Here is a 23866-nt window from a genome sequence, read left to right as displayed (position 1 = left end):
TGACCGGCGCCCGGGGGTCGCCCGGGCGCCCGTCACCGTGCACCCCCCACCACAGGGGTTGTCTGCCTAGCCGCCCGGCGGCGCGGAGCACGCCGAACGGCCAGGTCGATGGCGGGCTTACCCGTTCAGCCCCGCTCGAACCAGACGGCCGCGTCGACGGGGAGCAGGTGTCCGCCGTCCTGCTCGGTGAGCGCCTCGCTGGCGACGACCGGTGTGCCGTAGCCGTCGATCAGGGCCGGCGCGTCACCAGTGTTGACCACGCAGGTCAGCGCGGCGTCGCCGGCCGTCCGATGGAAGGCGAGCACCCCCGGGCCGGTCTCGAGCCAGGTGATGCCGTCGGTGCCGGCCAGCGCCGGGTGGCGGTGCCGGATCCGCAGTGCCGCGCGGTACAGCTCCAGCGTGGAGCCGGGTACGCCGGCCTGGGCGGCCGCCGAGAGGGCACGCCAGGTGGCCGGGGCCGGCAGCCAGCTCAGCTCGCTGCCCTCCGGGCCGAAGCCGTACGGGGCCAGTTCGCCACCCCACGGGATGGGTACCCGACAGCCGTCCCGGCTCTCTCCGGTGCGCAGGAAGGCCGGGTCCTGGCGCAGCTCGTCGGGCAGGTCCAGTACTTCGGGCAGGCCCAGCTCCTCGCCCTGGTACAGGTAGGCGCAGCCGGGCAGGGCGAGCATCAGCAGCGCGGCGGCCCGGGCCCGGCGTAGCCCGATGTCGCCGTCGCCGTAGCGGGTGACGTGCCGTTGCCGGTCGTGGTTGGAGAGCACCCAGGTGGTCGGGGCGTCGACGATTGTGGATTCGGCCAGCGCGGTGTCGATCACCTTGCGGAACGAGTCGGCTGACCAGGTGGCGTCGAGGAAGTCGAAGCTGAACGCCTGGTGCAGCTCGTCCGGGCCGATGTAGCGGGCCAGTCGCTGCGGGGTCTCGGCCCACGCCTCGGCCACCGCCATCCGGCCGCCCGGGTAGCTGTCCAGGATGGGCCGCCAGGCGCGGTAGATGTCGTGCACCTCGTCCTGGTCGAAGTAGGGCAACTGGCCCTTGCCGAGCAGCTCGGACTGGCGGCGGCCGTTGGTCATCGAGCTGAAGCCCACGTCGGGCAGCCCTTCGGCCTTGATCATGCCGTGGGCCACGTCGATCCGGAATCCGTCGACGCCGCGGTCCAGCCAGAAACGCAGGATGTCCTCGAACTCGGCCCGCACCTCCCGGTGGCGCCAGTTAAGGTCGGGCTGGGCCGGGTCGAACAGGTGCAGGTACCACTGGCCGTCGGGGACCCGGGTCCAGGCCGGCCCGCCGAAGATGCTCTCCCAGTCGTTCGGTGGCTGCTCGCCGTGCCGGCCCTTGCCGTCGGCGAAGAGGTAGCGCGCCCGCTCGGGCGAGCCGGGGGCGGCGGCCAGCGCCGCGGTGAACCAGGGGTGCTTATCTGAGGTGTGGTTCGGCACGATGTCGACGATGACCCGCAGACCGAGCGCGTGGGCCCTGGTCATCATCTCCTCGAAGTCACCGAGGGTGCCGAACATCGGGTCGACGTCGCGGTAGTCGGCGACGTCGTAGCCCCCGTCGACCATCGGTGAGGTGTAGAAGGGGGTCAGCCAGAGCGCGTCCACGCCCAGGTCCCGCAGGTGGGGCAGGCGTTCCCGGATGCCCCGCAGGTCACCGATGCCGTCGCCGTCGGAGTCGGCGAAGCTGCGGACGTAGACCTGGTAGACGACGGCAGATCGCCACCAGTCGGTGTCGGAGGTCAGCGGCGAGGGAGTGCTGACGGTCATCGGGTTATCCCCGTTCTGTGGTGCGGGACGGCGGCATCCGGCGTGGGCGTGATGGGACACGCGGATGTCTGAGAAGGATGCCGCGCCGCCATTGCAAGAGTCAAGCAATTCTTGCGCAAGAATGAGGGACGGACGCTACCGGTGCGGCCGAGGTCACGCGGGAACCGGGAGCGCGGGCGGGACGGGCCGCTGCTGCCCCGGACCGGCAACGGAGTCCTGCCGGACCGCCGCCGTCGAGCCGCGTACCACCAGCTCCGGCCGGAAGAGGTACTCCGAGTGCGGGGCGCCGTGCCCGTTAATCTCGTCGACCAGGGCCCGGACCGCGGCGACCGCCATCGCGGCGACCGGCTGGCGCATGGTGGTCAGCGGCGGGTCGGTGAAGGCCATCAGCGGGGAGTCGTCGTAGCCGACCACCGACAGATCCGTCGGGACGGACAGGCCGCGCTGCCGGGCGGCCCGGATCGCGCCGAGCGCCATCAGGTCGGAGCCGCAGACGATCGCGGTGGCGCCACGCTCAATCAACCGGCCGGCGGCCACCTCACCACCCTCCACCCCGAACAGCGAAAGCTCGGTCAGCTCGGCCAGGTCGTCCGAGCCGATCCCGGCGAGGCGCCCCATCGCGGCCTTGTAGCCGCCGACCTTGCGCTGCACCGGTACGAACCGGTCGGGACCGGTGATCAACCCGATCTGCCGGTGGCCGAGGGCCACCAGGTGGGCCACGGCCAGCTCGGCGGCCTCCCGGTCGTCGCACGAGACGAAGGGCGCGGGGACCGCGGGCGCGTACCCGTTGATCATCACGATCGGCAGCGGGCGGGTGAGCAGCGTCCGGTACCGGTCGTGGTCGGCGGCGGTGTCGGCGTGCAGGCCGGAGACGAAGACGATGCCGGAGACCTGCCGCTCCAGCAGCATCTCGACGTACTCGTCCTCGCGTACGCCGCCGGGTGTCTGGGTGCACAGCACCGGGGTGAATCCGGTGGGGGCCAGGGCCGACTCGATGATCTGGGCGAAGGCGGGGAAGATCGGGTTGTCCAGCTCCGGCACCACCAGGCCGACCAGGCCGGCGCTGCGTTTGCGCAGCCGGGCCGGGCGCTCGTAGCCGAGCACGTCGAGGGCGGTCAGGACGGCCTGCCGAGTCTCGGGTGCCACACCGGGGCGGTCGTTGAGCACCCGCGACACGGTGGCCTCGCTGACGTCGGCCTGCTGGGCGATGTCGGAAAGGCGAGCGCGCATGGCGGCACTGTAGCTCACCGCCAAGTTCTTGCGCATTGCCCAGTAAGAATTTGCAGGATCGAGCAGTGGGGTCGGCAGCCTGCCTTTGCGGCTTGCCCGTGATGACCGTAGCCGGTACGTCAGGTGGTCCGGCTGGCTGCGGATAGTGGCCGGATGCGGGAGGTAAGCCACCTCGGCCGAGGCGATAGGCGTAGAAAATGGCTGGTTGTCGGCTGTTGAAGTTGCGGATGAGATGCGGTTGTTGCAGGGATGTTCGCAAGGGGTTTCGAGGAACGAAACATCTTGCTAATGTCCCGCCGTTACCCGGCAGGCAACTTAGGAGCGAACATGCGTCGCACAGCCAAGGGGATCGCCGTACTCGCCGCTGCCACACTCGCCCTCTCCGTCGCCGCGTGCGGTGGCACGGACGAGGCGGCCGACGAGCAGCCCACGGTTGACCCCGCATCCCTTACCGCAGAACTCACCTGGTGGGACACCTCGGACCCGAAGAACGAGGGTCCGGCGTTCCAGGAGCTGATCGCCAAGTTCAACCAGACCCACCCGAACGTGAAGATCAACTATCAGTCGGTCCCGTTCGGCGAGGCGCAGAACAAGTTCAAGACCGCGGCCCAGGCCAACAGCGGTGCGCCCGACATCCTGCGGGCCGAGGTCGCCTGGGTGCCCGAGTTCGCCTCGTTGGGCTACCTCTACGCGCTGGACGGCTCCGAGCTGCTCGCCGACTCCGCCGACTTCCTGGAGACACCGCTCGCCTCCAACAAGTACGACGGCAAGACCTACGGCGTTCCGCAGGTCACCGACAGCCTCGCGCTGATGTACAACAAGGAGCTGCTGAGCAAGGCCGGCATCAGCGAGGCCCCGAAGACCTGGGCCGAGCTGAAGACCGCCTCGAAGGCCATCAAGGAGAAGACCGACGCCGAGGGCGTCTACGTCAACCCGGCCGGCTACTTCCTCCTGCCCTTCATGTACGGCGAGGGCGGCGACCTGGTCGACACCGCCAACCAGAAGATTGTGATCAACTCGGCGGAGAACGCGGCGGGGCTGGCGATCGCAAAGGACCTGATCGACAGCGGTGCGGCCGTCAAGCCCTCCGCGAACGACTCCTACGGCACCATGATGACCCTCTTCAAGGAGAAGAAGGTCGCCATGATCATCAACGGCCCGTGGGAGGTCAACAACGTTCAGCAGGCACCGGACTTCGGCGGCCTGGAGAACCTGGGTGTCGCCCCGGTGCCGGCCGGCTCGGCCACGGCCGGTGGCCCGGTCGGCGGCCACAACTACGTGATCTGGTCCGGCATGCCGCAGGAGAAGATCGACGCCGCCGTCGCGTTCGTCAAGTTCATGAGCTCCGCCGAGTCGCAGGCCTTCCTGTCGGAGAAGCTCGGCCTGCTGCCGACCCGCACCTCCGCCTACCAGCTCGACGCGGTCAAGAACAACGCCACCGTCGCCGCGTTCCAGCCGGTCGTGGAGGCCGGTGTGGGCCGCCCGTGGATCCCCGAGGCCGGTCAGTTCTTCGGCCCGCTCGACCAGATGGCCACCGAGGTCCTGATCCAGAACAAGGACCCGAAGGCCGCGCTGGACACCGTCGCAGACAAGTACAAGGCCGAGGTCGTTCCCGCGTACGAGAACTGACCTCACCGCCGGCCCACGCCGGTGACCTCTCGGCACCCGGCAGGGTCGCGTGACCGTCTCCGGTCGCGGGCCCTGCCGGACCTCCCCTCATGGAGCGCAGCTGATGACCACCGTGACAGCCGATCCGGCGCCGTCGACGCCCCCCGGCCGATCCGTTCGACCCTCCCGGCTGCGCCGCAGCTGGGAGAAGCACTGGTACGCCTGGGCGATGGTGCTGCCCGTCGTCATCGTCCTGGCGGTTCTGATCTTCTACCCGCTGTTCCGCGGGATCTGGCTCTCCTTCACCAGCCTCACCGAGGCCAACCAGGCCGCCGAGATCTGCACCAGATCGATCACCGGTGGTGAGGTCTGTGCCGACAACCCCAACAAGTGGGAGTTCGTCGGCATCGACAACTACGTCCGGGTACTCACCGGCGAGGTCGGCGACTTCTGGCAGTGGACCGGTACCACGCTGATCTGGACGTTCGTCTGCGTGGCCTTCCACTTCGGTCTCGGCCTCGGCCTGGCCACCATGATCAACCGGCCGATGCGGTTCCGGAGCCTCTACCGCGTGCTGTTGATCCTGCCCTGGGCGGTGCCGGCCTTCGTCAGCGCGTTCGCCTGGAAGTTCATCTTCAACGAGCGTTTCGGCCTGGCCAACGCACTGCTCTCGGCCGTCGGCATCGACCCGGTCTCCTGGTTCTCCGACCGGTGGACCTCACTGCTCACCGCCATCGTCACCAACATCTGGCTCGGCGTGCCGTTCATGATGGTGGCGCTGCTCGGCGGCATGCAGACCATCCCGGGCGAGCTGTACGAGGCAGCTGAGATCGACGGGGCCTCGGCCTGGCAGCGGTTCAGGAACATCACCCTGCCCGGCCTGCGGCCGGTCAGCATGACAGTGGTGCTGCTCGGCACCATCTGGACGTTCAACATGTTCCCGATCATCTTCCTGGTCACCGAGGGGCAGCCGGCCGGGCAGAGCGAGATCCTGGTGACCGGCGCCTACCGGGCGGCGTTCGAGGGAATCCGTAACTACTCGCTGGCCTCGACGTACGGCGTACTGATCCTGTCGATCCTGCTGGTGTTCTCGGTCTTCTACCGGCGGGCCCTGCGCAAGCAAGGCGAGGTGTGGTGACCATGCCCGAGACGACCACCACCCCGCCGACGGCGACCGCCGTCACCGGGCCGGCCGGGGCGAGAACCCGGGCGACGAAGCGACCCGGCCGCAGCCGACGAAGCCCGGCCATGTCCGTCCTGCTGCACGGCACGCTGATCCTTGCCTCGCTGATCGCGATCGGCCCGATCGCCTGGGTGCTGCTCTCCTCGCTGAAGCCCGGCTACGCGATCCAGAGCAGCGAGCTGACCCTGTTGCGGGACACCACCCTGGCCAACTACAGCTACGTGTTGACCGAGACGAACTTCCCGAGGTGGTTCCTCAACTCGGTGATCGTCGCGGCCTTCACCATGAGCATCGGCATCTTCCTGGCGGCCACCACCGGGTACGCGGTGTCCCGGTTCAACTTCCCGGGGCGCCGGACGCTGATGATGGTCTTCCTGGTCACCCAGATGTTCCCGGTGGCCATCCTGATCGTGCCGATCTACACGATCATGGCCCGGCTCGGGCTGATCAACACGATGCCCGCACTGGTCATCGCGTACCTGACCATCGCTGTGCCGTTCTGCGCCTGGATGTTGAAGGGCTACTTCGACTCCATCCCGACCTCGCTGGACGAGGCGGCGGCGCTGGACGGGTGCGGGCCGTTCGCCACCTTCTGGCGGATCGTGCTTCCGCTGGCCCGCCCGGCCGTGGCGGTGACCGCCTTCTACACCTTCCTCACCGCCTGGGGCGAGGTGGCGTACGCGTCGGCCTTCATCCAAACAGACAACAAGTTCACCCTGGCGTACGGGCTCCAGCAGTTCGTGCCGCAGTTCAACCCCCAGTGGGAGTACCTGACGGCGGCGGCCGTCCTGGTCACCGTCCCCGCCGGCCTGGTCTTTTTCTTCGCCCAGAAACACCTCGTCTCCGGCCTCACCGCCGGCGGCACGAAGGGCTGACCCTCGCCGATCTAGGGCTCATCGTCGTCGCTGAAGGTCAACTTGCGGCGATTAGCCCTAGATCGGCGGGAGGGGGCTGGGGTGGCGCGCGGAGACCTGGCGGGGTGGGCTCTACTACGAACCGTCGTTGATGGGGCAGGATGGGGCGCGTGGAAGCACTTCGACTCATCCTTCTCTATGTCCATCTGATCGGGTTCGCGTTGCTGCTCGGCGGCGCGATCGCCCAGTACGTCTCCGGCAAGATCCGGATCAACCCGGCCATGCTCTGGGGCTCGGTGATCGGTCTGCTGACCGGCATCGGCCTGAGCGCGCCACTACGCGACGGCGACGAGCCGGCACCGGCGAAGATTGTGACGAAGCTGGTCATCGCACTGCTGATCTTCGTCATGGTCTTCTTCTCCCGGAAGCGGTCCGACGTCAACCGCGGGCACTTCCTCGCCATCGTCGGATTGACCCTGGTCAACGCAGCTGTGGCGGTCTTCTGGCAATGATCGCCAGGACGCTCGCCTGATGCCCGGCAGGGACTTTGACGGCAACTGTCCGACCACCTGCCGGCCCGCTGGGTGACCTGCCCCACCCAAGCATTACGTGGCGGTAACAGGCCTCCAACAGTCCTGCACGATTCTCGGTCAGCAGGTGGGCGGGGGCGTACGCTCTGCTCCCGTAACGTGGGACGCCGGCGGCTCTGCGCAGGCCGGCTCAATGGCTGCCACCGCGTACCACGCGGTGCGCAATGGGAAGGAGACGTCTTGCGCTCGGTGCGTGGGATGCGGATCGCCTCGATCATCGCGGCGGGTGGGCTCGTACTGAGCGCCGCCGCCTGTGGCGAGGCCCCGGATGAGGACAACAACGCCGGCTCCGGCGGCGAGAAGTTCAGCGCCTGCATGGTGACCGACGTCGGCGGCATCGACGACAAGTCGTTCAACGCCTCCGCCTGGAAGGGCCTGGAGGAGGCCAAGGCGGAAGACAGCAACATCGACATCAAGTACGTCGCGTCCAAGGCCGAGGCGGACTACGAGCCGAACCTCACCCAGTACGTCAATCAGGACTGCGACTTCATCCTGGCCGTCGGTGGCCTGATGGGCGACGCCACCAAGAAGATCGCCGAGGCGAACCCGGACCAGCAGTTCGGCATCGTCGACGCCGCGCCGGGGGTGGCCAACGTATACCCGATGCAGTTCGACACCGCCCAGGCCGCCTTCCTCGCCGGCTACGTCGCCGCCGGTATGAGCGAGAGCGGCAAGGTGGGTACCTACGGCGGCCTGAAGATCCCGCCGGTGACCATCTTCATGGACGGCTACGCCGACGGCGTCGCCTACTACAACCAGGCCAAGAGCGCGAACGTCCAGGTCCTCGGTTGGAACAAGGAGACCCAGGACGGCTCCTTCACCAACGACTTCGTCAAGCAGGACGAGGGCAAGAAGGTCAGCGACACGCTGGTCGCCCAGGGCGCGGACATCATCATGCCGGTCGCTGGCGGCGCCGGCCTCGGCACCACCGGCGCGGCCCAGGCCTCCGGTGGCAAGTACAACACGATCTGGGTGGACGTCGACGGCTGCGAGAGCACCCCGAACTGCCCGGCGATCATCACCACGGTGGTGAAGAACATCCCGGGTGCGGTCAAGGAGGCCGTGCTCAAGGCCGCCGGCGGCGAGCAGCTACAGGCGGACCCGGGCTTCGTCGGCACCCTGGCCAACGAGGGTGTCTCGATCGCTTCGTACCACGACTTCGACAGCAAGGTTCCGGCCGAGCTGAAGGCCGAGGTCGACAAGCTGAAGGCGGACATCGCCGCCGGCAGCGTCAAGGTCGAGTCGGCCGCCCAGCCGAAGTGACCCGCCGCCGGCCGCTCCCGGTGGGACGATCACGGGAGCGGCCGGCGAGCCACGCCACACCTGATCCGGCCGCTACGGCGCGGGGGGAGACCCGCCGCACCGCAGCGGCCGGTCCGCGCCACCGGTCCGGCCGACGCCGCGCCTGGCTCGCCAGCAGCTACGCTGCACCATCGCTTCGCACTTCAGGAGGTTGCGCTGAGACTCGAACTGCGCGGCATCACCAAGCGGTTCGGTGATCTGGTCGCCAACGACCACATCGACCTGACGGTGGAGCCTGGTGAGATCCACGCCCTGCTCGGCGAGAACGGCGCGGGCAAGTCGACCCTGATGAACGTGCTGTACGGGCTCTACCAGCCCGACGAGGGCGAGATCCTGGTCGACGGAGAGCCACTGAAGCTGCGCGGCCCCGCCGACGCGATCACGGCCGGCATCGGCATGGTGCACCAGCACTTCATGCTCGTGCCGGTCTTCACCGTCACCGAGAACATCATGCTCGGCGCGGAACAGGTGCGCGGCGGCATCGCCGGGTTCCTGGACCGGCGCCGGGCCCGGCGCGAGGTCTCCGAGGTGTCCCAGCGCTACAACCTGCGGGTCGACCCGGACGCGGTGATCGAGGACCTGCCGGTCGGCATCCAGCAGCGGGTGGAGATCGTCAAGGCGCTCACCCGTGACGTCGACCTGCTCATCCTGGACGAGCCCACGGCGGTGCTCACCCCGCAGGAGACCGAGGAGCTGCTCGCCGTGATGCGGTCGCTCAAGGCCGCCGGCAAGTCGATCGTCTTCATCACCCACAAGCTCGGCGAGGTCAAGGCGATCGCCGACCGGATCACCGTGATCCGGCGCGGCCGGACCGTGGGCACGGCGTCGCCCGAGGCCAGCCGCGACGAGCTGGCCGCGCTGATGGTCGGCCGTACCGTCCGGCTCACCGTGGACAAGTCCCCGGCCACCCCGGGCGAACCGGTCCTGGAGGTCTCCGGTCTGGTGGTCGACGACGACCGGCAGGTCCGTGCGGTGGACGGCGTGGACCTGACCGTACGCGCCGGAGAGGTGCTCGGCGTCGCGGGTGTGCAGGGCAACGGTCAGACCGAACTGATCGAGGCGATCATGGGGCTGCGGCCGGTGCTCGCCGGCACGGTCAGCCTCGCCGGCCAGCGGGTCGACGGCTGGTCGACCAAAAAGGTGCTCCAGGCGGGCGTCGGCTACGTGCCGGAGGACCGCAGCGTCGACGGCCTGGTCAAGGAGTTCAGCGTCGCCGAGAACCTGGTGCTGGACACGTACGACCGGCCGCCGTTCGGTCGGGGCCTGTCACTGCGCCCGGACGCGATCATGAGGTCGGCGCGGGAGCGGATCGAGCAGTTCGACGTACGTACCTCGTCGGCCGAGGCGCTGGTCGGCACCCTGTCCGGCGGCAACCAGCAGAAGGTGATCGTGGCCCGGGAGCTGTCCCGGCCGCTGAAGCTCCTCATCGCCGCCCAGCCCACCCGGGGCGTCGACGTCGGCTCGATCGAGTTCATCCACGGCCGGGTCATCGACGAGCGCGACAGCGGTACCGCCGTGCTGGTGGTCTCCAGCGAACTGGACGAGGTGATCGGGCTGGCCGACCGGATCGCGGTGATGTACCGCGGGCGGATCATCGGCATCGTGGGGCCGGACATCCCCCGCGAGGAGATCGGCCTGCTGATGGCGGGCATCAGCCCCGACGCGCCGGGCGGTTCCCCGGATCGCACGTCGGCCGCCGGGGGCGGCGGCGTGGCGATCACCGAACTGGACGAGGCGGCGACCACCGACGCCGACGCCGTGTCCGGCGGCGGCACGGCCGCGACCACCGACCGCGCCGCGACGGCCACCACCGACGGCGTGGCTGCGGCCCCCGAGGGTCAAGGTAGCGAGGACGGGAAAGCATGAGCGTGCGCAGCGAGCGAATCATCAGGCTCAGTGCGGTGGTGCCTCGTGGCGGCACGGAGCGTAGCGGAGTGCCGGCATGAGCGTGCGCAGCGAGCGAATCATCAGGCTCAGTGCGGTGGTGCCTCATGGCGGCACGGAGCGTAGCGGAGTGCCGGCATGAGCGACCCGGATCAGCCGGGCTCCCCGGACAAGGAACCGGCGAGTGAGGAGCAGGCGGGCCGGACCGCGCTCGGCAACACCGAACGTGCCGAGTCGGCCGCCACGCCCGGCGGGCCCGAGCAGCGACCCACCCTCGGGCGGTTGTTCCTGGAGAATCTGTGGGCCGCCAACACGTTCACGGTGACCCTGCTCTCGCTGGTGCTGGCGATGATCGTCGGCGCGATCCTGATGATCGTGTCTGATCCGGACGTGCTGGCCACCTACGCCTACATCACGGCCCGCCCGTCGGACGCGATCAATGCCAGTTGGACGCTGGTCAGCGAGGCGTACGCGAACCTGTTCAAGGGCTCCGTCTTCGACCCGGCCGCGAACAGCTTCAACTCTGCGCTGAGCCCGATCTCGGAGACCCTCACCTACACTGCTCCGCTGGTCTTCACCGGCCTTTCGGTGGCGCTGGCCTTCCGAGGCGGTCTGTTCAACATCGGTGCCCAGGGGCAGGCCACCATGGGTGTCATCCTGGCCGCGCTGGCCGGCTTCCTGCTGCCGTTGCCACCCGGGCTGCACCTGTTGGTCGCGGTGCTGGCCGGTGCGCTCGGCGGCGCCGTCTGGGGCTTCATCCCGGGCATCCTGAAGGCGCGGACCGGCGCGCACGAGGTGATCAACACGATCATGCTCAACTACGTATCGGTCTACTTCCTGACCTGGCTGATCGTGCAGAACGGGGTGCAGGACCCGAACCGGACGGACGCGATCAGCCGGTCGGTGGACGGCTCCGCCCAACTGCCGCGACTCTTCGGTGACGGGCTGCGGGCGCACGCGGGCATCATCGTGGCCGTGCTGGCCACCTGGGCGGTCGCCTGGCTGCTCAACCGTTCCACGCTCGGCTTCGAGCTGCGGGCGGTGGGCGCCAACCCGGACGCCGCCCGGACGGCGGGCATCAGCGTCACCCGCACGTACGTGCTGGTCATGGTCTTCGCCGGGGCGCTGGCCGGGCTCGGCGGCTCGCAGATGGTGCTGGGCACCACCGCCGCCGCACTCACCCCCCTGGTCGTCGCCCAGATCGGCTTCGACGGCATCCTCGTCGCCCTGCTCGGCCGGGTGAAACCCTGGGGCGTGGCGTTGGCCGCACTGCTGTTCGGCGCGTTGCAGGCCGGCGGCAACCGGATGCAGTCGTACTCCGGGATCTCGCTGGAGCTGGTCACCGTGCTCCAGGCACTGATCGTCATCTTCATCGCTGCGCCGGCCCTGGTAAAGGCGATCTTCCAACTCCGGGCGGCGCGGGCCGCCCGGACGCAGACGAGCCTCGCGAAGGGCTGGTGAGGCATGTCCACCATGGCCGTTTCCGACGTCGCGGTCGCGCCGGTCGACGAGGGCTTCTGGACCCGTACCCGCAAGGTCGGCCTGGTGCTGCTGGCCCTCGGTCTGCTGGCCACGGTGCTGTTCGGGGCGCTGGCCACCGGCGAGCAGGCCCGATTCACGCTCAGCGAGGACGCGGCCGGCGCCGCGCTGGAGGTCAACGGCACGGTCGGTGCGGTCGTCTTCGGCCTGATCACGCTGGCTTGCGGTGCGGCGATGCTCGTCGGGCTACCGAAACGCTGGTTCGTCCCGGCGATCGCCGTCGGCCTGGTCGCCTTCGTGGTGTCGTTCCTGTGCTGGCAGGTTTCCGCCGCGCCGACCGGGCAGAACTTCATGCCGCTGGTCAACATCGTGCGGGGCACCTTCCTGCTCGCCCTGCCGCTGATCTTCGGTGCGCTGGCCGGCGTGCTCTGCGAGCGCTCCGGCGTGGTCAACGTGGCCATCGAGGGGCAGTTGCTGATGGGGGCGTTCAGCGGTGCCCTGTTCGGCAGCATCTCCGGCAGCGTCTGGGTGGGGCTGGTCGCCGCCGCGCTCGGCGGGTCGTTCATCTCGCTGCTGCTGGCCGTGTTCAGCATCCGCTACCTGGTCGACCAGGTGGTCATGGGCATCGTGCTCAACCTGCTGGCGCTCGGCATCACCGGCTTCCTCTACGAGCGGCTGATGCAGACCGACGCCGCCCGCTACAACAGCGCACCGCGGTTCAGTAACTGGGAGGTCCCACTGCTGTCGGACATCCCGGTGCTCGGGCCGGCACTGTTCCGGGGCAACATCTTCCTCTACCTGGCCCTGCTGCTGGTGCTCGTGATCCACATCGCCCTGTTCCGGACCCGGTGGGGCCTGCGCACCCGGTCGGTCGGCGAGCACCCGACGGCGGCGGACACCCTTGGCGTCAGGGTGCTCGGGCTGCGCTACCGCAACGTGATCCTGGCCGGGGCGGTCGCCGGCATCGGTGGTGCCTCGTACACGCTGGCGCTCTACTCGTTCACCAAGAACATGATCGGCGGCAAGGGCTTCATCGCCCTGGCGGCACTGATCTTCGGCCGATGGAGCCCCACCGGAGCGCTGCTTGCCGCGCTCTTCTTCGGCTTCGCCGACCAGCTGGCCACCTATCTGGGTGCGATCAACAGTGTGATCCCCGGCCAGTTCCTGGCCATGCTGCCGTACCTGGCGACGATCCTGGCCGTGGCCGGGCTGGTCGGCCGGGTGCGGGCGCCGGCCGCCGACGGCAAGCCGTACATCAAGGGCTGACCCAGGGGAGCGGACCATGGAGATCGACTGGGCACGGCTGCGGGCCGCCGCGACCGAGGTGATGCGGCACGCGTACGTGCCGTACTCGAAGTTTCCGGTGGGGGCGGCGGCACTCGTCGACGACGGCCGGGTCGTGGTCGGCTGCAACGTGGAGAACGCGGCGTACGGCGTGGTGCTCTGCGCCGAGTGCGGCGTGGTCTCCTCGCTGCACGCCACCGGCGGGGGCCGGATCGTCGCATTGTCCTGCGTCGACGCCACCGGTGAGCCGCTGATGCCGTGCGGGCGTTGCCGGCAGTTGCTCTGGGAACAGGGCGGGCCGGAATGTCTCGTCGAGGCGAGGAACGGGCCGCTGCGGATGGCCGAACTGCTGCCGCACGCCTTCGACGTGGCCGACATCGAGGCGGTCACCGGCGAGCGGCCGGTGCCGGTGGTGCCCGACCGGCTGGCCGCCTGGCGCGGGCGCGGCACCGTCTTCGTGCATCCCGACCTCTCGGGCGGCCAGCAGATCTGGACGGCCTACTGGGAGCGCTCGGCCGGTGACGACGCCGGCGCCGAGACCGGCGTGCTGGAAGAGGGGCCGAGCTGGGACGATCCGGGCGAGGCGATCGGCTGGGGGTTGGCGCGTACGCCCCGGGTGGTGGTGGTGGACGTGTCCGGCACGATTTTCTGGGCGGGTGAGGGCGAGCCGCCGTCGGAGATTCCGGTTCGCTGGGGTTGAGCTCGACCGGTTGCGGTTGGGGCCGGGGCCTGCCGTACCCGGCTCCGGGCGGTCAGGCTTGATCCCTCCACCGGGCACGGCAGGCCCCGGCCCGTGCGTCGCACGCTCCGTGCGTCCGTTGCGGGAACGGTTAGCCCCGTCTTCGCGGTGTGTACGTCGTCGGTCTGACGGGCGGCGGTCGGTTAGCGGCTTGCCGGCTGTGTGAATAGTGATTGGACTCGAAGATGAGTGGTTTTGCGGCTGTTGATGTTATTCGGGTCAAGCGGGACGGGGGTGTGTTGTCGGCCGGGCAGATCGACTGGGTGGTGGATGCGTACACCCGGGGGGTGGTTGCCGACGAGCAGATGTCGGCACTGGCCATGGCGATCCTGCTGAACGGGATGACCGGCCCGGAGATCGCCCGCTGGACGGCCGCGATGATCGCCAGTGGTGAGCGGCTCGACCTGTCCTCGGTGACCCGGCCGACCGTCGACAAGCACTCGACCGGCGGGGTCGGCGACAAGATCACCTTGCCGCTCACCCCGCTGGTGGCGGCCTGCGGGGCGGCAGTTCCGCAGCTGTCCGGTCGCGGGCTCGGGCACACCGGCGGCACGCTGGACAAGCTGGAGTCGATCCCGGGCTGGCGGGCGGCGCTGAGCAACGAGGAGTTCACCGCCCAACTGCGGGACGTCGGCGCGGTGATCTGCGCCGCCGGGTCCGGGCTGGCTCCGGCGGACCGCAAGCTGTACGCGCTGCGCGACGTGACCGGCACCGTCGAGGCCATCCCGCTGATCGCCAGCTCGATCATGAGCAAGAAGATCGCTGAGGGCACCGGCGCCCTGGTGCTGGATGTGAAGGTCGGCTCCGGCGCGTTCATGAAGTCGGTCGACGACGCCCGCGCGTTGGCCCGGACGATGGTGGAGCTGGGCGGCGCGCACGGTGTGCGGACCGTCGCTCTGCTCACCGACATGTCCACCCCGCTCGGACTGGCCATCGGCAACGGAATCGAGGTCACCGAGTCCGTCGAGGTGCTGGCCGGGGGTGGACCACCCGACGTGGTGGAGTTGACCCTGGCATTGGCCCGGGAGATGCTCGGCGCGGCGGGGCTGCCCGACGCCGACCCCGCAGCCGCGCTGCGCGACGGGCGGGCGATGGACGCCTGGCGGTCGATGATCCGCGCGCAGGGCGGAGACCCGGACACTCCGATGCCCGCGGCGGCCGAGGTCGAGGTGGTACGCGCCGACACGGACGGTTACGTGGCGGCGGTGGACGCGTACGCCATCGGGGTGGCCGCGTGGCGGCTCGGCGCGGGGCGGGCCCGCAAGGAGGACCGGGTCAGCGTGCCGGCCGGGGTGCTGCTGCACAAGCGGCCCGGCGATCCGGTCCGGGCCGGAGAAGCTCTCTACGAGTTGCGTTCGGAGCAGGCGGAGCGGATCCCGTCGGCGCTGGCGGAGGCCGCCCGAGCGGTGACCGTCGCGGCGCGCCCGCCGGTCGATGTGCCGTTGGTGATCGAACGCGTCGAGTAGCGAAACCCTGGTCAGATCCCATGGTGCCCAGCCTTCGGGACCGCTATTCTCGCAGGCCAGGGGGACCGTCGGCGCCGAGACGTCGTGAGCAGACAGGGATGTTGCCGTGATCGTGCCTGCCCCCGATCCCCGCGAGGTGCGAGAGGCGAGCCTGGAGGAGTTGGCCCGGCTGCGGCTGCCCCTGCCACCGCGACAGTTCCCGCTGGTCTGGGAGCCGGGGGACGAGATCGAGCTGCGTTCCACGGCGGAGATCGAGGCACGGATCGCGGTGCTGCACCTGATCCTGGCCCGCTGTTTCGGCCTGCCGCCCCAGGCCGCGATGAGTTGGCTGCTCGCCTCGCACCTGCTGGAGATGGTCACCGGGCCGGAGTTCCAGTTCGTCACCGGCGCCAAGGGCGACCACCGGTCGTTCGTCCTGCACCACGACGCGCTGTTCTCGCTGGCCTGGGTGCTCGGCCTTACCAAGCAGCTCGATCCCACCATGCCGACCGACGATCGGCTGGTGGAGCGGCTGCCGAACATCGCCGACGGGGAGACCTTCAGGCAGTGGCGCTCCCGGATCCTCACCGCGCCGCAGCACCCGGCTGACACGGCGGCCCTGCTGGACCTCTACTACTGCCTGGACTGGGCGTACCTGGAGGTGGACCGGGTCGGTCGGCCGTTGCCGGGCCTGGTCGACGCCAACGCGATCGGTCAGCGGCGGTGGGCGCTGGAGTGGGCGGTAGTTCTGCGCGGGCCGTACCACGAGGAGCCGCCGGGCTGGGAAGAGGTCGACCTCTCCACCTAGCGGTCAGCGTGGCCGGTGGACGCCGAGCCGGACGGCCACGGTCACTCCGACCGGCTCGCCCAGGGCGGCGATCCGGGCCGCCAGCCCGGCCGGGTCGGTGTGCCAGGCGCTCGGGCCCATGCCGACCAGGGTGGTCACCTCCGGGCCGGTCAACGTCAGCACCCGCCGGTGCACGGCCACCGACTCCTCGGTGAAGTGCCCGCCCAGACTGGCGGCGACCCGGTCTGCTTTGGCCGGGTCGACCCGTAGCAGGCCGAGGGCTTCGACCAGTTCGGCGAGGTGATCGGCGGCAGGGGTCACCACCAGCAGCCGTCCCGTCGGGTCGAGCACCCGGTGGAACTCGGTGCCGTTGCGCGGCGCGAAGACGTTGAGCAGCACCGCCGTCGAGGCGTCCGCCAGCGGCAGCCGCGCCCAGGTGTCGGCGAGCGCCGCGGTGCCGCGGGGATGGGCGCGGGCGGCCCGGCGCAGCGCCGGCTTGGAGACGTCCAGGGCGAGACCGGCCGCCTCCGGCAGCGCCGCCAGCACCGCCGCGAGGTGCCGGCCGGTGCCCGCTCCAGCATCCACGACCAGCGGGTACGCCCCGTCGGGAACGGCGCGGCGGGCGACGTCGGCGAGCGCGGTGGAGATCACGTCGTAGTGGCCTGCGGACAGGAACTCCGTCCGGGCGATGACCATCTCGGTGCTGTCCCCGCCGTGTGGGGTACGGCCGGCGAGCAGGTTGACGTAGCCGTGTCGAGCCACGTCGAAGCTGTGCCGGCGTGGGCACCGCAACGCCCGGGAACCGCCGGTGGCGGCCTCGGCGAGCGGTTCGTCACAGACGGGGCAGCGCAGCCGGTCGACGACGCGGGTATCCATCACGGCTGCCTCACGCCTCGAGTCTAGGCAGGTGCACGGCCGGGTCCACGGTCGACGGCCGGGCGGCGCGGACTAGGGTCGGGGCATGGGTTGCGAGCGGGGCGAGCGGTGATGGGCGCGAGTATCGGATACGAGAACATCGTCAGGGCACCGAAGGCGCTGCTGCACGATCACCTGGACGGCGGTCTACGTCCCGCGACGATCGTCGAGCTTGCCTCGGAGGTCGGCCACGACCTGCCCACCACGGATCCGGCGGAGTTGGGGCGTTGGTTCTCGGCGGCGGCCGACTCGGGTTCGTTGGAGCGCTACCTGGAGACGTTCGCCCACACGGTCGCGGTGATGCAGACCGCCTCCGCGTTGCGCCGGGTGGCTCGGGAGTGCGCTCTCGACCTGGCCGCCGACGGTGTGGTCTACGCGGAGGTCCGCTTCGCCCCGGAGCAGCACCTGGAGCAGAACCTGACCCTGGACGAGGTGGTCGAGGCGGTGCTGGCCGGCTTTGCCGAGGGCAGTGTCCTTGCCGCCGAGGCAGGAACCCCGATCCGGGTCGGCACGCTGCTGACCGCGATGCGGCACGCGGCGCGCTCGCAGGAGATCGCCGAGCTGGCCGTGCGGCACCGCGACCAGGGTGTGGTGGGCTTCGACATCGCCGGTGCGGAGGCGGGCTTCCCACCCACCCGTCACCTGGACGCCTTCGAGTACCTCCAGCGGGAGAACTTCCACTTCACCATCCACGCCGGCGAGGCGTTCGGGCTGCCCTCGATCTGGCAGGCGATTCAGTGGTGCGGCGCGGACCGCCTCGGCCACGGGGTACGCATTGTCGACGACATCACCGTCGGTGCCGAGCCGAAGCTCGGGCGGCTGGCCGCGTACGTGCGGGACAAGCGGATCCCGCTGGAGTTGTGCCCGTCGTCGAACGTGCAGACCGGTGCTGCCACGTCGATCGCGGAGCACCCGATCGGGCTCCTGCGGGAGATGCGGTTCCGGGTCACCGTCAACACCGACAACCGGCTGATGAGCGGCACGTCGATGTCCCGGGAGATGGCCCTGCTGGTCGATGCGTTCGGTTACGGCTGGCGGGAGTTGCAGTGGTTCACCATCAACGCGATGAAGAGCGCCTTCATCCCGTTCGACGAGCGGTTGCGGATCATCGACGAGGTGATCAAGCCGGCGTACGCGAAGCTGCTGGTTTGAGTCGACGGCTCAGTGGGCGGGTGCCCGGCGGCGAGGAGCCCGGTGTCGCCGGCACTCCTCGACGATCTCGGCGGTGAAGATCCCTTCGGCCACGAAGAGTGGCGAAGTGGTCAGGTCCGAGCGCCGAGTGGCCACCTTGCGGTCCTCGTTGATCGCATAGACCGGGATGTCCGCCCGACCGTGGCGGGCCAGTTGGTCGATCACCTCGACAGCCGCTCTGGCGTCTCACGACCCGGGCGACTCCCCGTCGATCTGGCCGTTCCAGTGTGGTAACGGTGGGTAACCGCCATTCTAGTAAAAATCGTCCAAACAGAGCAGCGGCGGCCCGTTTGTCCCCGCTATGTACGACTTTTCGGAGCCGCGAGGCCCGACAAGAGCGACAACTCGTTGCGGGATGCTCGTCACGCTCAGTGACTCTTGGTGGACGGATCGCGATCAAATTGCATCAACATCTCATTACTCCTCCGGCTGGGGCCAACCTGGGCTTTCTCTTTCCGGAGTCACGTGATGGAATCTCGGATGGTCTGACCCGCCGGGTCGGCTGCTGGGCGTTGTCCGGGGGCAACGCGGACGCTGCAATCACGAGGGCGGTGACGTGAGCAAACGGCCGAAGACGGCAGGTTCCTTCCTGTCGCGTCTGAGCCGGCCGGCAAGTCGGCTCCGCGACATGCCGATCTGGTCCAAGCTCGGTCTCATCATGATCGTGCCGACCATCGCCACGGTCGTCGTGGGCACCAGCGGTCTGGTAGACCACCTGGATGCCCTGAGCGACGCCAACCGGGCCGGCGACCTCGCCGAGCTGATCGGTCACTCGGGTGAGCTGGTGGACGGCCTGCAGGACGAGCGGACCGCAGCCGTGCTGCTGCTCGGCGTGGCGCCGCCACAGGCGGGTCAGGGCGAGTCTGAGGAGAAAAAGCAGAACACCGCCCTCTACAACGAGGTCGCCTCCCGGGTGGACGACGCCAAGGGTCCCTACTCGCAGCAGCGGTCCGACCTCACGGACCTGCCCGTCAGCCTGCAGAGCCTGCTCGGTCAGATCGACGACGGCCTCGGTGACCTGCCGGGCACCCGCAGCCAGGTGCTCAACGGCAAGTTCAAGATCACCGACGCGCTGCAGTCCTACGACGAGCTGATCAACCAGGTACTCACCATCCGGGACTCGGCCAGCCAGCTGGCCGGCGACAACGACCTGAGCGACCGGATGCGGACCGCGGCCGCCGTGGCCCGGGAGAAGGAGTGGCTCTCGATCCGCCGGGTGGTCGTGCACCGGGCCCTGATCCTGGACGGCATGAGCGCGACCCTGCGCACCGACTACATCTCCAGCGAAACCGGTCAGCAGCAGGCGCAGCAGAGCTTCACCGCGGTCGCCACCGAGGAGGACGCGGAGTTCCACGCCCAGACCATCGGCGGTGGTGACCGCCGGCAGGCGACGATCTACATCAGCCAGGTCAACGCCGACACCTCCCAGACCCTCGCCGGCATCTCCTTCACCCCCGAGCAGTGGGACGCGGCGCTGGTCGCCAACGGCAAGCTGATCCGCTCGGTGGAGTCGAAGTTCGACTCCGACGTGGTGACCGAGGCCGGCCAGCTCCGCTCGGACGTGCAGCGTCAGGTGTTCCTGGAGACCGGGCTGCTGCTGACGATGCTGCTGTTGGCCATCTTCCTGGCCTTCCTGCTGGCCCGGTCGATGGCCCGTTCACTGCGCGAGCTGCGCCAGGGCGCGCTCTCCATCGCCCGGCTCGGGTTGCCTCAGGCGGTGGCCCGGCTGCGTGACCCGCAGGTCACCGGGCAGCTCTCCCCGGTCCAGCTGGCCAACCAGATCGCCGAGCCGCTGCCGGTGCGCAGCAAGGACGAGTTCGGTCAGGTGACCGAGGCATTCAACGCGGTCCACCTGGAGGCGGTCCGTACCGCCGCCGAGCAGGCCGCGCTGCGGGCATCCGTCGCGACCATGTTCGTCAACCTGGCCCGTCGCTCCCAGATCCTGGTCGACCGGCTGATCGGCCACCTCGACCGGCTCGAGCGCGGCGAGGAGGACCCGGACCGGCTGGCCGAGCTGTTCCAGCTGGACCACCTCGCCACCCGGATGCGCCGTAACGACGAGAACCTCCTGGTCCTCGCCGGTGCCGACTCGACCCGCGTACAGCGGGAGCCGGCCGCGCTGATCGACGTGCTGCGGGCCGCGCAGTCCGAGGTCGAGCACTACACCCGGATCGAGTTCGGGGTGATCGACCGGGACATCGAGGTCGCCGCGCACGCCGTCAACGACCTGGTCCACCTCGTCGCCGAGCTGTTCGACAACGCCACCGCGTTCTCGCCGCCCGACTCGCAGGTGCTGGTCGAGGCCCGCCGGGTCGGCGACCGCGCCTCGCTGTACGTGGAGGACCGGGGTATCGGCATGAGTGCCGAGCAGCTGGCCGACCTCAACGAGCGGCTGGGCACGCCCCCACAGGTGGACGTCGCCGTCTCCCGGATGATGGGTCTGGTCGTGGTCGCCCGCCTGGCGTCCCGGCACGGCGTGAAGGTCGAGCTGCGTCCTGGCAGCGACCGGGGCGCCGTCGCCGAGGTCACGCTGCCGCCGACCGTGCTGGTGCCCCGGGCGCTGTCCGGGCGGGGGCACCATCCCGCGCTGCCCGCCTCGGCCGGCCCCGCGTTGCCGCAGAGCCCGGCGTTCGGTCCGTCCGGGCCGGCGCCGACGTTCGGCGCGCTGCCCGCCCTCGGTAACGGTGCCAACGTGCCCGCCGCTCGTCCGTCCGGTGGCTCGGGCAACCAGGTCACCCTCGGCGGCCGGCCCTTCGACCCGGCCAACCGCAACGGCTCCGGCACTCCGGCCACCGTGGGTAACCTGCCCGCCTGGTCGGATCTGACCGGTGCCACCGGCGGCGACAACTCCGGGTCCCGGACACCGAACGGCCATCCGGCCGACCCGTTGCCGCAGCGCCGCTCCACCGACGACCCGACCGGCACCGGCCAGCAGCCGCACATCCCGCGCCAACTGTCCAGCAGCCCCGAGGCCGGCCCGTACGCCCCGCCGGCGGTGTCGGCGCCGCCGGTGCCGCCGGTCTCGGCGCCGCCGGTGTCGGGCACGCCCTACTCCGCCCCGCCGGTCTCGGCCGCTCCGGCCTCCGGGCAGCCCATGTCGTCGTCCCCGATCTCGGGCTCGCCGAACTACAACTCGCCGGTGTCGACGCCGCCCGGCGCACCGCTGCCCCAGCGACCCGTCTCGGCGGCACCCGCCGCCAGTGGCGCCCCCGCACCGCCGGCATGGCCGCCGGTGGCCGGAGAGCCGGCGGCCCCGCCCGTGCCAGAGCGCCTGGCCGCCGCGCTGGACATGACCACCGAGTTGCCCCGCGTGCAGCGTCAGGCGGCACCGGCCGCGCAACCGGCGACGCCCGCGCCGCAGGCCCAGAACAGGCAGCGGTACGCGGACGAGACAATGGAGCTGCCGATCTTCCGGGAGCTGGAGTCGGCGTGGTTCCGCACCCGTCGTACGGGCGCGGAGGAGCCGGCAGCCAACCGGAAGCCGGCAACGACCGGTACGGTGACCCAACAGATCTCGACGGTCGACGTCGCTGGTCGACCCGCACCGCAGGCTCCGACCGGGACGACAGGTAGCGCACCGATGGCAGAGACTCCGACAGCCGCGGGCGGAAACGGCGCTGCGGGCGGCGGGCGGCCTCCCGGCGCAGCCGAGAACAAGCCCGTGCACCGCCCGACGTCGCAGCAGAGCATCTGGCAGACTGCCGCCGACGACGGCTGGCGGGCGGCCACCAAGGCCAGCCAGGTGCCGCCCAGCGGCACCACGGAGACCGGGCTGCCGAAGCGTACGCCGATGGCGCAGCTCGTACCGGGTGCGGTGGAGAAGCCGACCACCTCGGTGCAGCGACGCAACCCGGAGTCGGTTCGCGGTCTGCTTTCCGCTTACCACCGGGGTGTCCAGCGGGGACGTACCAGCCCCTCGGACAACAACCCGACCGGCCCGGAGGGAACTTCGGGCGGGCAGCAATCCTCGCAGCCTCGCTCCGGCCCGGCGGCCGGGAGTCGGCAGAAGGAGCAAGAAGGATGACTAGTACGCAGGACCTCGGTTGGCTGCTGGCCAACTTCGCCGATCGGGTACCCGGTGTCGCCCATGCGGTAGCCGTCTCCGCGGACGGCCTGCTCCTGGCGTCGTCACGAGACCTCCCTCGGGACCGGGCGGACCAGTTGGCGGCGATCGCCTCCGGCCTGGTCAGCCTGACCCAGGGCGCGGCCCGCTGCTTCGAGGGTGGCGCCGTGCTACAGACGGTGGTCGAAATGGACAACGGCTTTTTGTTCCTGATGTCGATTTCCGACGGCTCGTCGTTCGCGGTGCTCGCCGCGCGAAGCAGCGACGTGGGACAGGTCGGTTACGAGATGGCTCTGCTCGTCGACCGGGTGGGCGACGCCCTGACCCCGCAGTCGCGTACGGCTGTGGGAATGATGGGCTGATCGTCGCGCCGGTCGGTCGGCAGGCGGGGCAACAACTGGCAACAACACTGCACACGACGGGTAGCACCGGCGCAAGCCGGTGCCGGGTACGAAGGAGGTGAGCGGCGACATGACCGATCGTGACGAACCGACCGGCGCATTGGTCCGTCCATACGCCGTAACCCGCGGTCGTACCCGTCCTCGCCTCGACATCGCCCTGGAGGCGCTTGTCGAGACGACGGTGCGCGGTCGGGCCGCTGCCACTGGCAATGGCGGCCAAGGCCGTGAGCACCAGTACATTGCCGCGCTCTGTGATGGACGCGTGCAGTCACTCGCCGAGATCGCGGCGAGAATGCAGCTTCCACTCGGCGTGGCCCGAGTGCTCATCGCCGACATGGCGACGGACGGCCTGGTCGCAGTCCACGAGCCGACCATTTTGGACGACTCGGACGACGCGGTGGGCACTGAATTGCTGGAGAGGGTGCTGAGTGGACTTCGCAGGCTCTGACATGTCGCACCGCCCGCCGACCCCGAGCGGTCGCGTGACGTCGGCGAAGATCGTTATTGCTGGTGGCTTCGGCGTCGGCAAGACGACGCTGGTCGGCTCGGTCTCGGAGATCACGCCGCTGACCACCGAGGCGATCATGACTTCCGCCGGGGTCGGTGTCGACGACACCCGGCAGGTGCCGGGTAAGACGACGACCACGGTGGCTATGGACTTCGGTCGCATCTCGATCGATCGTGACCTGATCCTGTACCTGTTCGGTACGCCGGGTCAGACCCGTTTCTGGTTCATGTGGGATGAGCTGGTCCGGGGCGCGATCGGTGCGGTGGTGCTGGTGGACACCCGCCGGCTGGCCGACTGCTTCGCGGCGATCGACTTCTTCGAGCACCGGCGGCTGCCGTACCTGGTGGCCATCAACTGCTTCGACGGGATGCAGTACCACGACCCGCAGGACGTCCGGGATGCGCTCGCGATCTCCTCGCACATACCCGTGGTGGCCTGTGACGCCCGGAACCGGGAGTCGACGAAGCACGTGCTGATCTCGCTGGTCGAGTACGTGCTGACGATGCGCCGTACGCGCGCCGTCGCCCCGGCCTGACGAGCGCGTACCAGCGCCCGGTGAGGCTTCCGTCGACACCGGGCGCTGGTTGCTGTCCGTGACCAGCTTCGGTCGATGCCGCAGCGGCCTGCCGGGGGCACGCTGTCGACC

General features: G+C 69.9%; 20 protein-coding genes. 16 read left to right on the top strand and 4 right to left on the bottom strand.

The window, feature by feature from the left end; all coding sequences use genetic code 11:
• Positions 1–125: 125 nt before the first annotated feature.
• Together ACFHWY_RS22680 and ACFHWY_RS22675 are read right to left on the bottom strand one after the other, a co-directional pair.
• The gene (locus tag ACFHWY_RS22680; protein ID WP_416582259.1) at positions 126–1757 is read right to left on the bottom strand and encodes a glycoside hydrolase family 13 protein; all 1632 of its coding nucleotides are present in this window, start codon (positions 1755–1757) and stop codon (positions 126–128) included.
• 153 nt (positions 1758–1910) lie between these two features.
• The gene (locus ACFHWY_RS22675) at positions 1911–2987 is read right to left on the bottom strand and encodes a LacI family DNA-binding transcriptional regulator (protein ID WP_416582258.1); all 1077 of its coding nucleotides are present in this window, start codon (positions 2985–2987) and stop codon (positions 1911–1913) included.
• A gap of 327 nt (positions 2988–3314) precedes the next feature.
• Between ACFHWY_RS22675 and ACFHWY_RS22670 the strand changes: the two genes are divergently transcribed.
• The 11 genes from ACFHWY_RS22670 (at position 3315) to ACFHWY_RS22620 (ending at position 16163) form a co-directional block, all read left to right on the top strand.
• Positions 3315–4616, top strand: coding sequence for an extracellular solute-binding protein (locus ACFHWY_RS22670; RefSeq protein ID WP_416582257.1), 1302 nt, complete (start codon positions 3315–3317; stop codon positions 4614–4616).
• 103 nt (positions 4617–4719) lie between these two features.
• A complete protein-coding gene (locus ACFHWY_RS22665; protein ID WP_416582256.1) occupies positions 4720–5733 on the top strand; it encodes a carbohydrate ABC transporter permease in 1014 nt (337 codons plus the stop codon).
• Positions 5734–5735: 2 nt separating this feature from the next.
• On the top strand, positions 5736–6653 hold the full coding sequence (locus ACFHWY_RS22660) for a sugar ABC transporter permease (RefSeq protein ID WP_416582255.1): 918 nt from the start codon (positions 5736–5738) through the stop codon (positions 6651–6653).
• A gap of 149 nt (positions 6654–6802) precedes the next feature.
• Entirely contained in the window at positions 6803–7144 is a 342-nt protein-coding gene (locus ACFHWY_RS22655) for a hypothetical protein (protein ID WP_416582254.1), read from the top strand.
• A gap of 276 nt (positions 7145–7420) precedes the next feature.
• On the top strand, positions 7421–8485 hold the full coding sequence (locus ACFHWY_RS22650; protein ID WP_416582261.1) for a BMP family lipoprotein: 1065 nt from the start codon (positions 7421–7423) through the stop codon (positions 8483–8485).
• 162 nt (positions 8486–8647) lie between these two features.
• Positions 8648–10390: an ABC transporter ATP-binding protein gene (locus tag ACFHWY_RS22645; RefSeq protein ID WP_416582260.1), complete on the top strand. Its 1743-nt coding sequence runs from the start codon at positions 8648–8650 to the stop codon at positions 10388–10390.
• A 156-nt stretch (positions 10391–10546) separates the two neighbouring features.
• Positions 10547–11869 carry an ABC transporter permease gene (locus ACFHWY_RS22640; protein ID WP_416582253.1) on the top strand — a complete coding sequence of 441 codons (1323 nt, stop codon included), beginning with the start codon at positions 10547–10549 and terminating at the stop codon, positions 11867–11869.
• Between the two features lie 3 nt (positions 11870–11872).
• Positions 11873–13153: an ABC transporter permease gene (locus ACFHWY_RS22635; RefSeq protein ID WP_416582252.1), complete on the top strand. Its 1281-nt coding sequence runs from the start codon at positions 11873–11875 to the stop codon at positions 13151–13153.
• A 16-nt stretch (positions 13154–13169) separates the two neighbouring features.
• Entirely contained in the window at positions 13170–13871 is a 702-nt protein-coding gene (locus ACFHWY_RS22630; RefSeq protein WP_416582251.1) for a cytidine deaminase, read from the top strand.
• Between the two features lie 224 nt (positions 13872–14095).
• Positions 14096–15376 (top strand): thymidine phosphorylase, encoded by a 1281-nt coding sequence (locus ACFHWY_RS22625; RefSeq protein ID WP_416582250.1) that lies wholly within the window; start codon positions 14096–14098, stop codon positions 15374–15376.
• A 106-nt stretch (positions 15377–15482) separates the two neighbouring features.
• Positions 15483–16163 carry a DUF4272 domain-containing protein gene (locus ACFHWY_RS22620; protein WP_416582249.1) on the top strand — a complete coding sequence of 227 codons (681 nt, stop codon included), beginning with the start codon at positions 15483–15485 and terminating at the stop codon, positions 16161–16163.
• A 3-nt stretch (positions 16164–16166) separates the two neighbouring features.
• On the opposite strand, the gene ACFHWY_RS22615 is transcribed toward ACFHWY_RS22620, so the two are convergent.
• On the bottom strand, positions 16167–17018 hold the full coding sequence (locus ACFHWY_RS22615; RefSeq protein WP_416582248.1) for a putative RNA methyltransferase: 852 nt from the start codon (positions 17016–17018) through the stop codon (positions 16167–16169).
• A 111-nt stretch (positions 17019–17129) separates the two neighbouring features.
• Here ACFHWY_RS22615 and ACFHWY_RS22610 point away from each other — a divergent pair, with 111 nt between their 5' ends.
• The gene (locus tag ACFHWY_RS22610) at positions 17130–18209 is read left to right on the top strand and encodes an adenosine deaminase (RefSeq protein WP_416582247.1); all 1080 of its coding nucleotides are present in this window, start codon (positions 17130–17132) and stop codon (positions 18207–18209) included.
• Positions 18210–18218: 9 nt separating this feature from the next.
• On the opposite strand, the gene ACFHWY_RS22605 is transcribed toward ACFHWY_RS22610, so the two are convergent.
• A complete protein-coding gene (locus ACFHWY_RS22605; RefSeq protein WP_416582246.1) occupies positions 18219–18413 on the bottom strand; it encodes a hypothetical protein in 195 nt (64 codons plus the stop codon).
• 391 nt (positions 18414–18804) lie between these two features.
• On the opposite strand from ACFHWY_RS22605, the gene ACFHWY_RS22600 reads away from it, so the two are divergent.
• From ACFHWY_RS22600 to ACFHWY_RS22585, 4 genes are all read left to right on the top strand, one after another.
• Positions 18805–22272 (top strand): nitrate- and nitrite sensing domain-containing protein, encoded by a 3468-nt coding sequence (locus ACFHWY_RS22600; protein WP_416582245.1) that lies wholly within the window; start codon positions 18805–18807, stop codon positions 22270–22272.
• Positions 22269–22673, top strand: a complete 405-nt coding sequence (locus tag ACFHWY_RS22595; RefSeq protein ID WP_416582244.1) for a roadblock/LC7 domain-containing protein — start codon at positions 22269–22271, stop codon at positions 22671–22673. The genes ACFHWY_RS22600 and ACFHWY_RS22595 overlap by 4 nt, the downstream gene beginning before the upstream one ends.
• Before the next feature lie 109 nt (positions 22674–22782).
• Positions 22783–23160, top strand: coding sequence for a DUF742 domain-containing protein (locus ACFHWY_RS22590; protein WP_092380833.1), 378 nt, complete (start codon positions 22783–22785; stop codon positions 23158–23160).
• 1 nt (position 23161) lies between these two features.
• Entirely contained in the window at positions 23162–23755 is a 594-nt protein-coding gene (locus tag ACFHWY_RS22585; protein ID WP_416582243.1) for a GTP-binding protein, read from the top strand.
• Positions 23756–23866 lie beyond the last annotated feature (111 nt).

Source organism: Micromonospora sp. LOL_024 (assembly GCF_048060415.1).
Taxonomy (GTDB): domain Bacteria; phylum Actinomycetota; class Actinomycetes; order Mycobacteriales; family Micromonosporaceae; genus Micromonospora.
The sequence above is the reverse complement of the archived record's forward strand: the minus strand, read 5'-3'. Positions and strand labels throughout refer to the sequence as shown.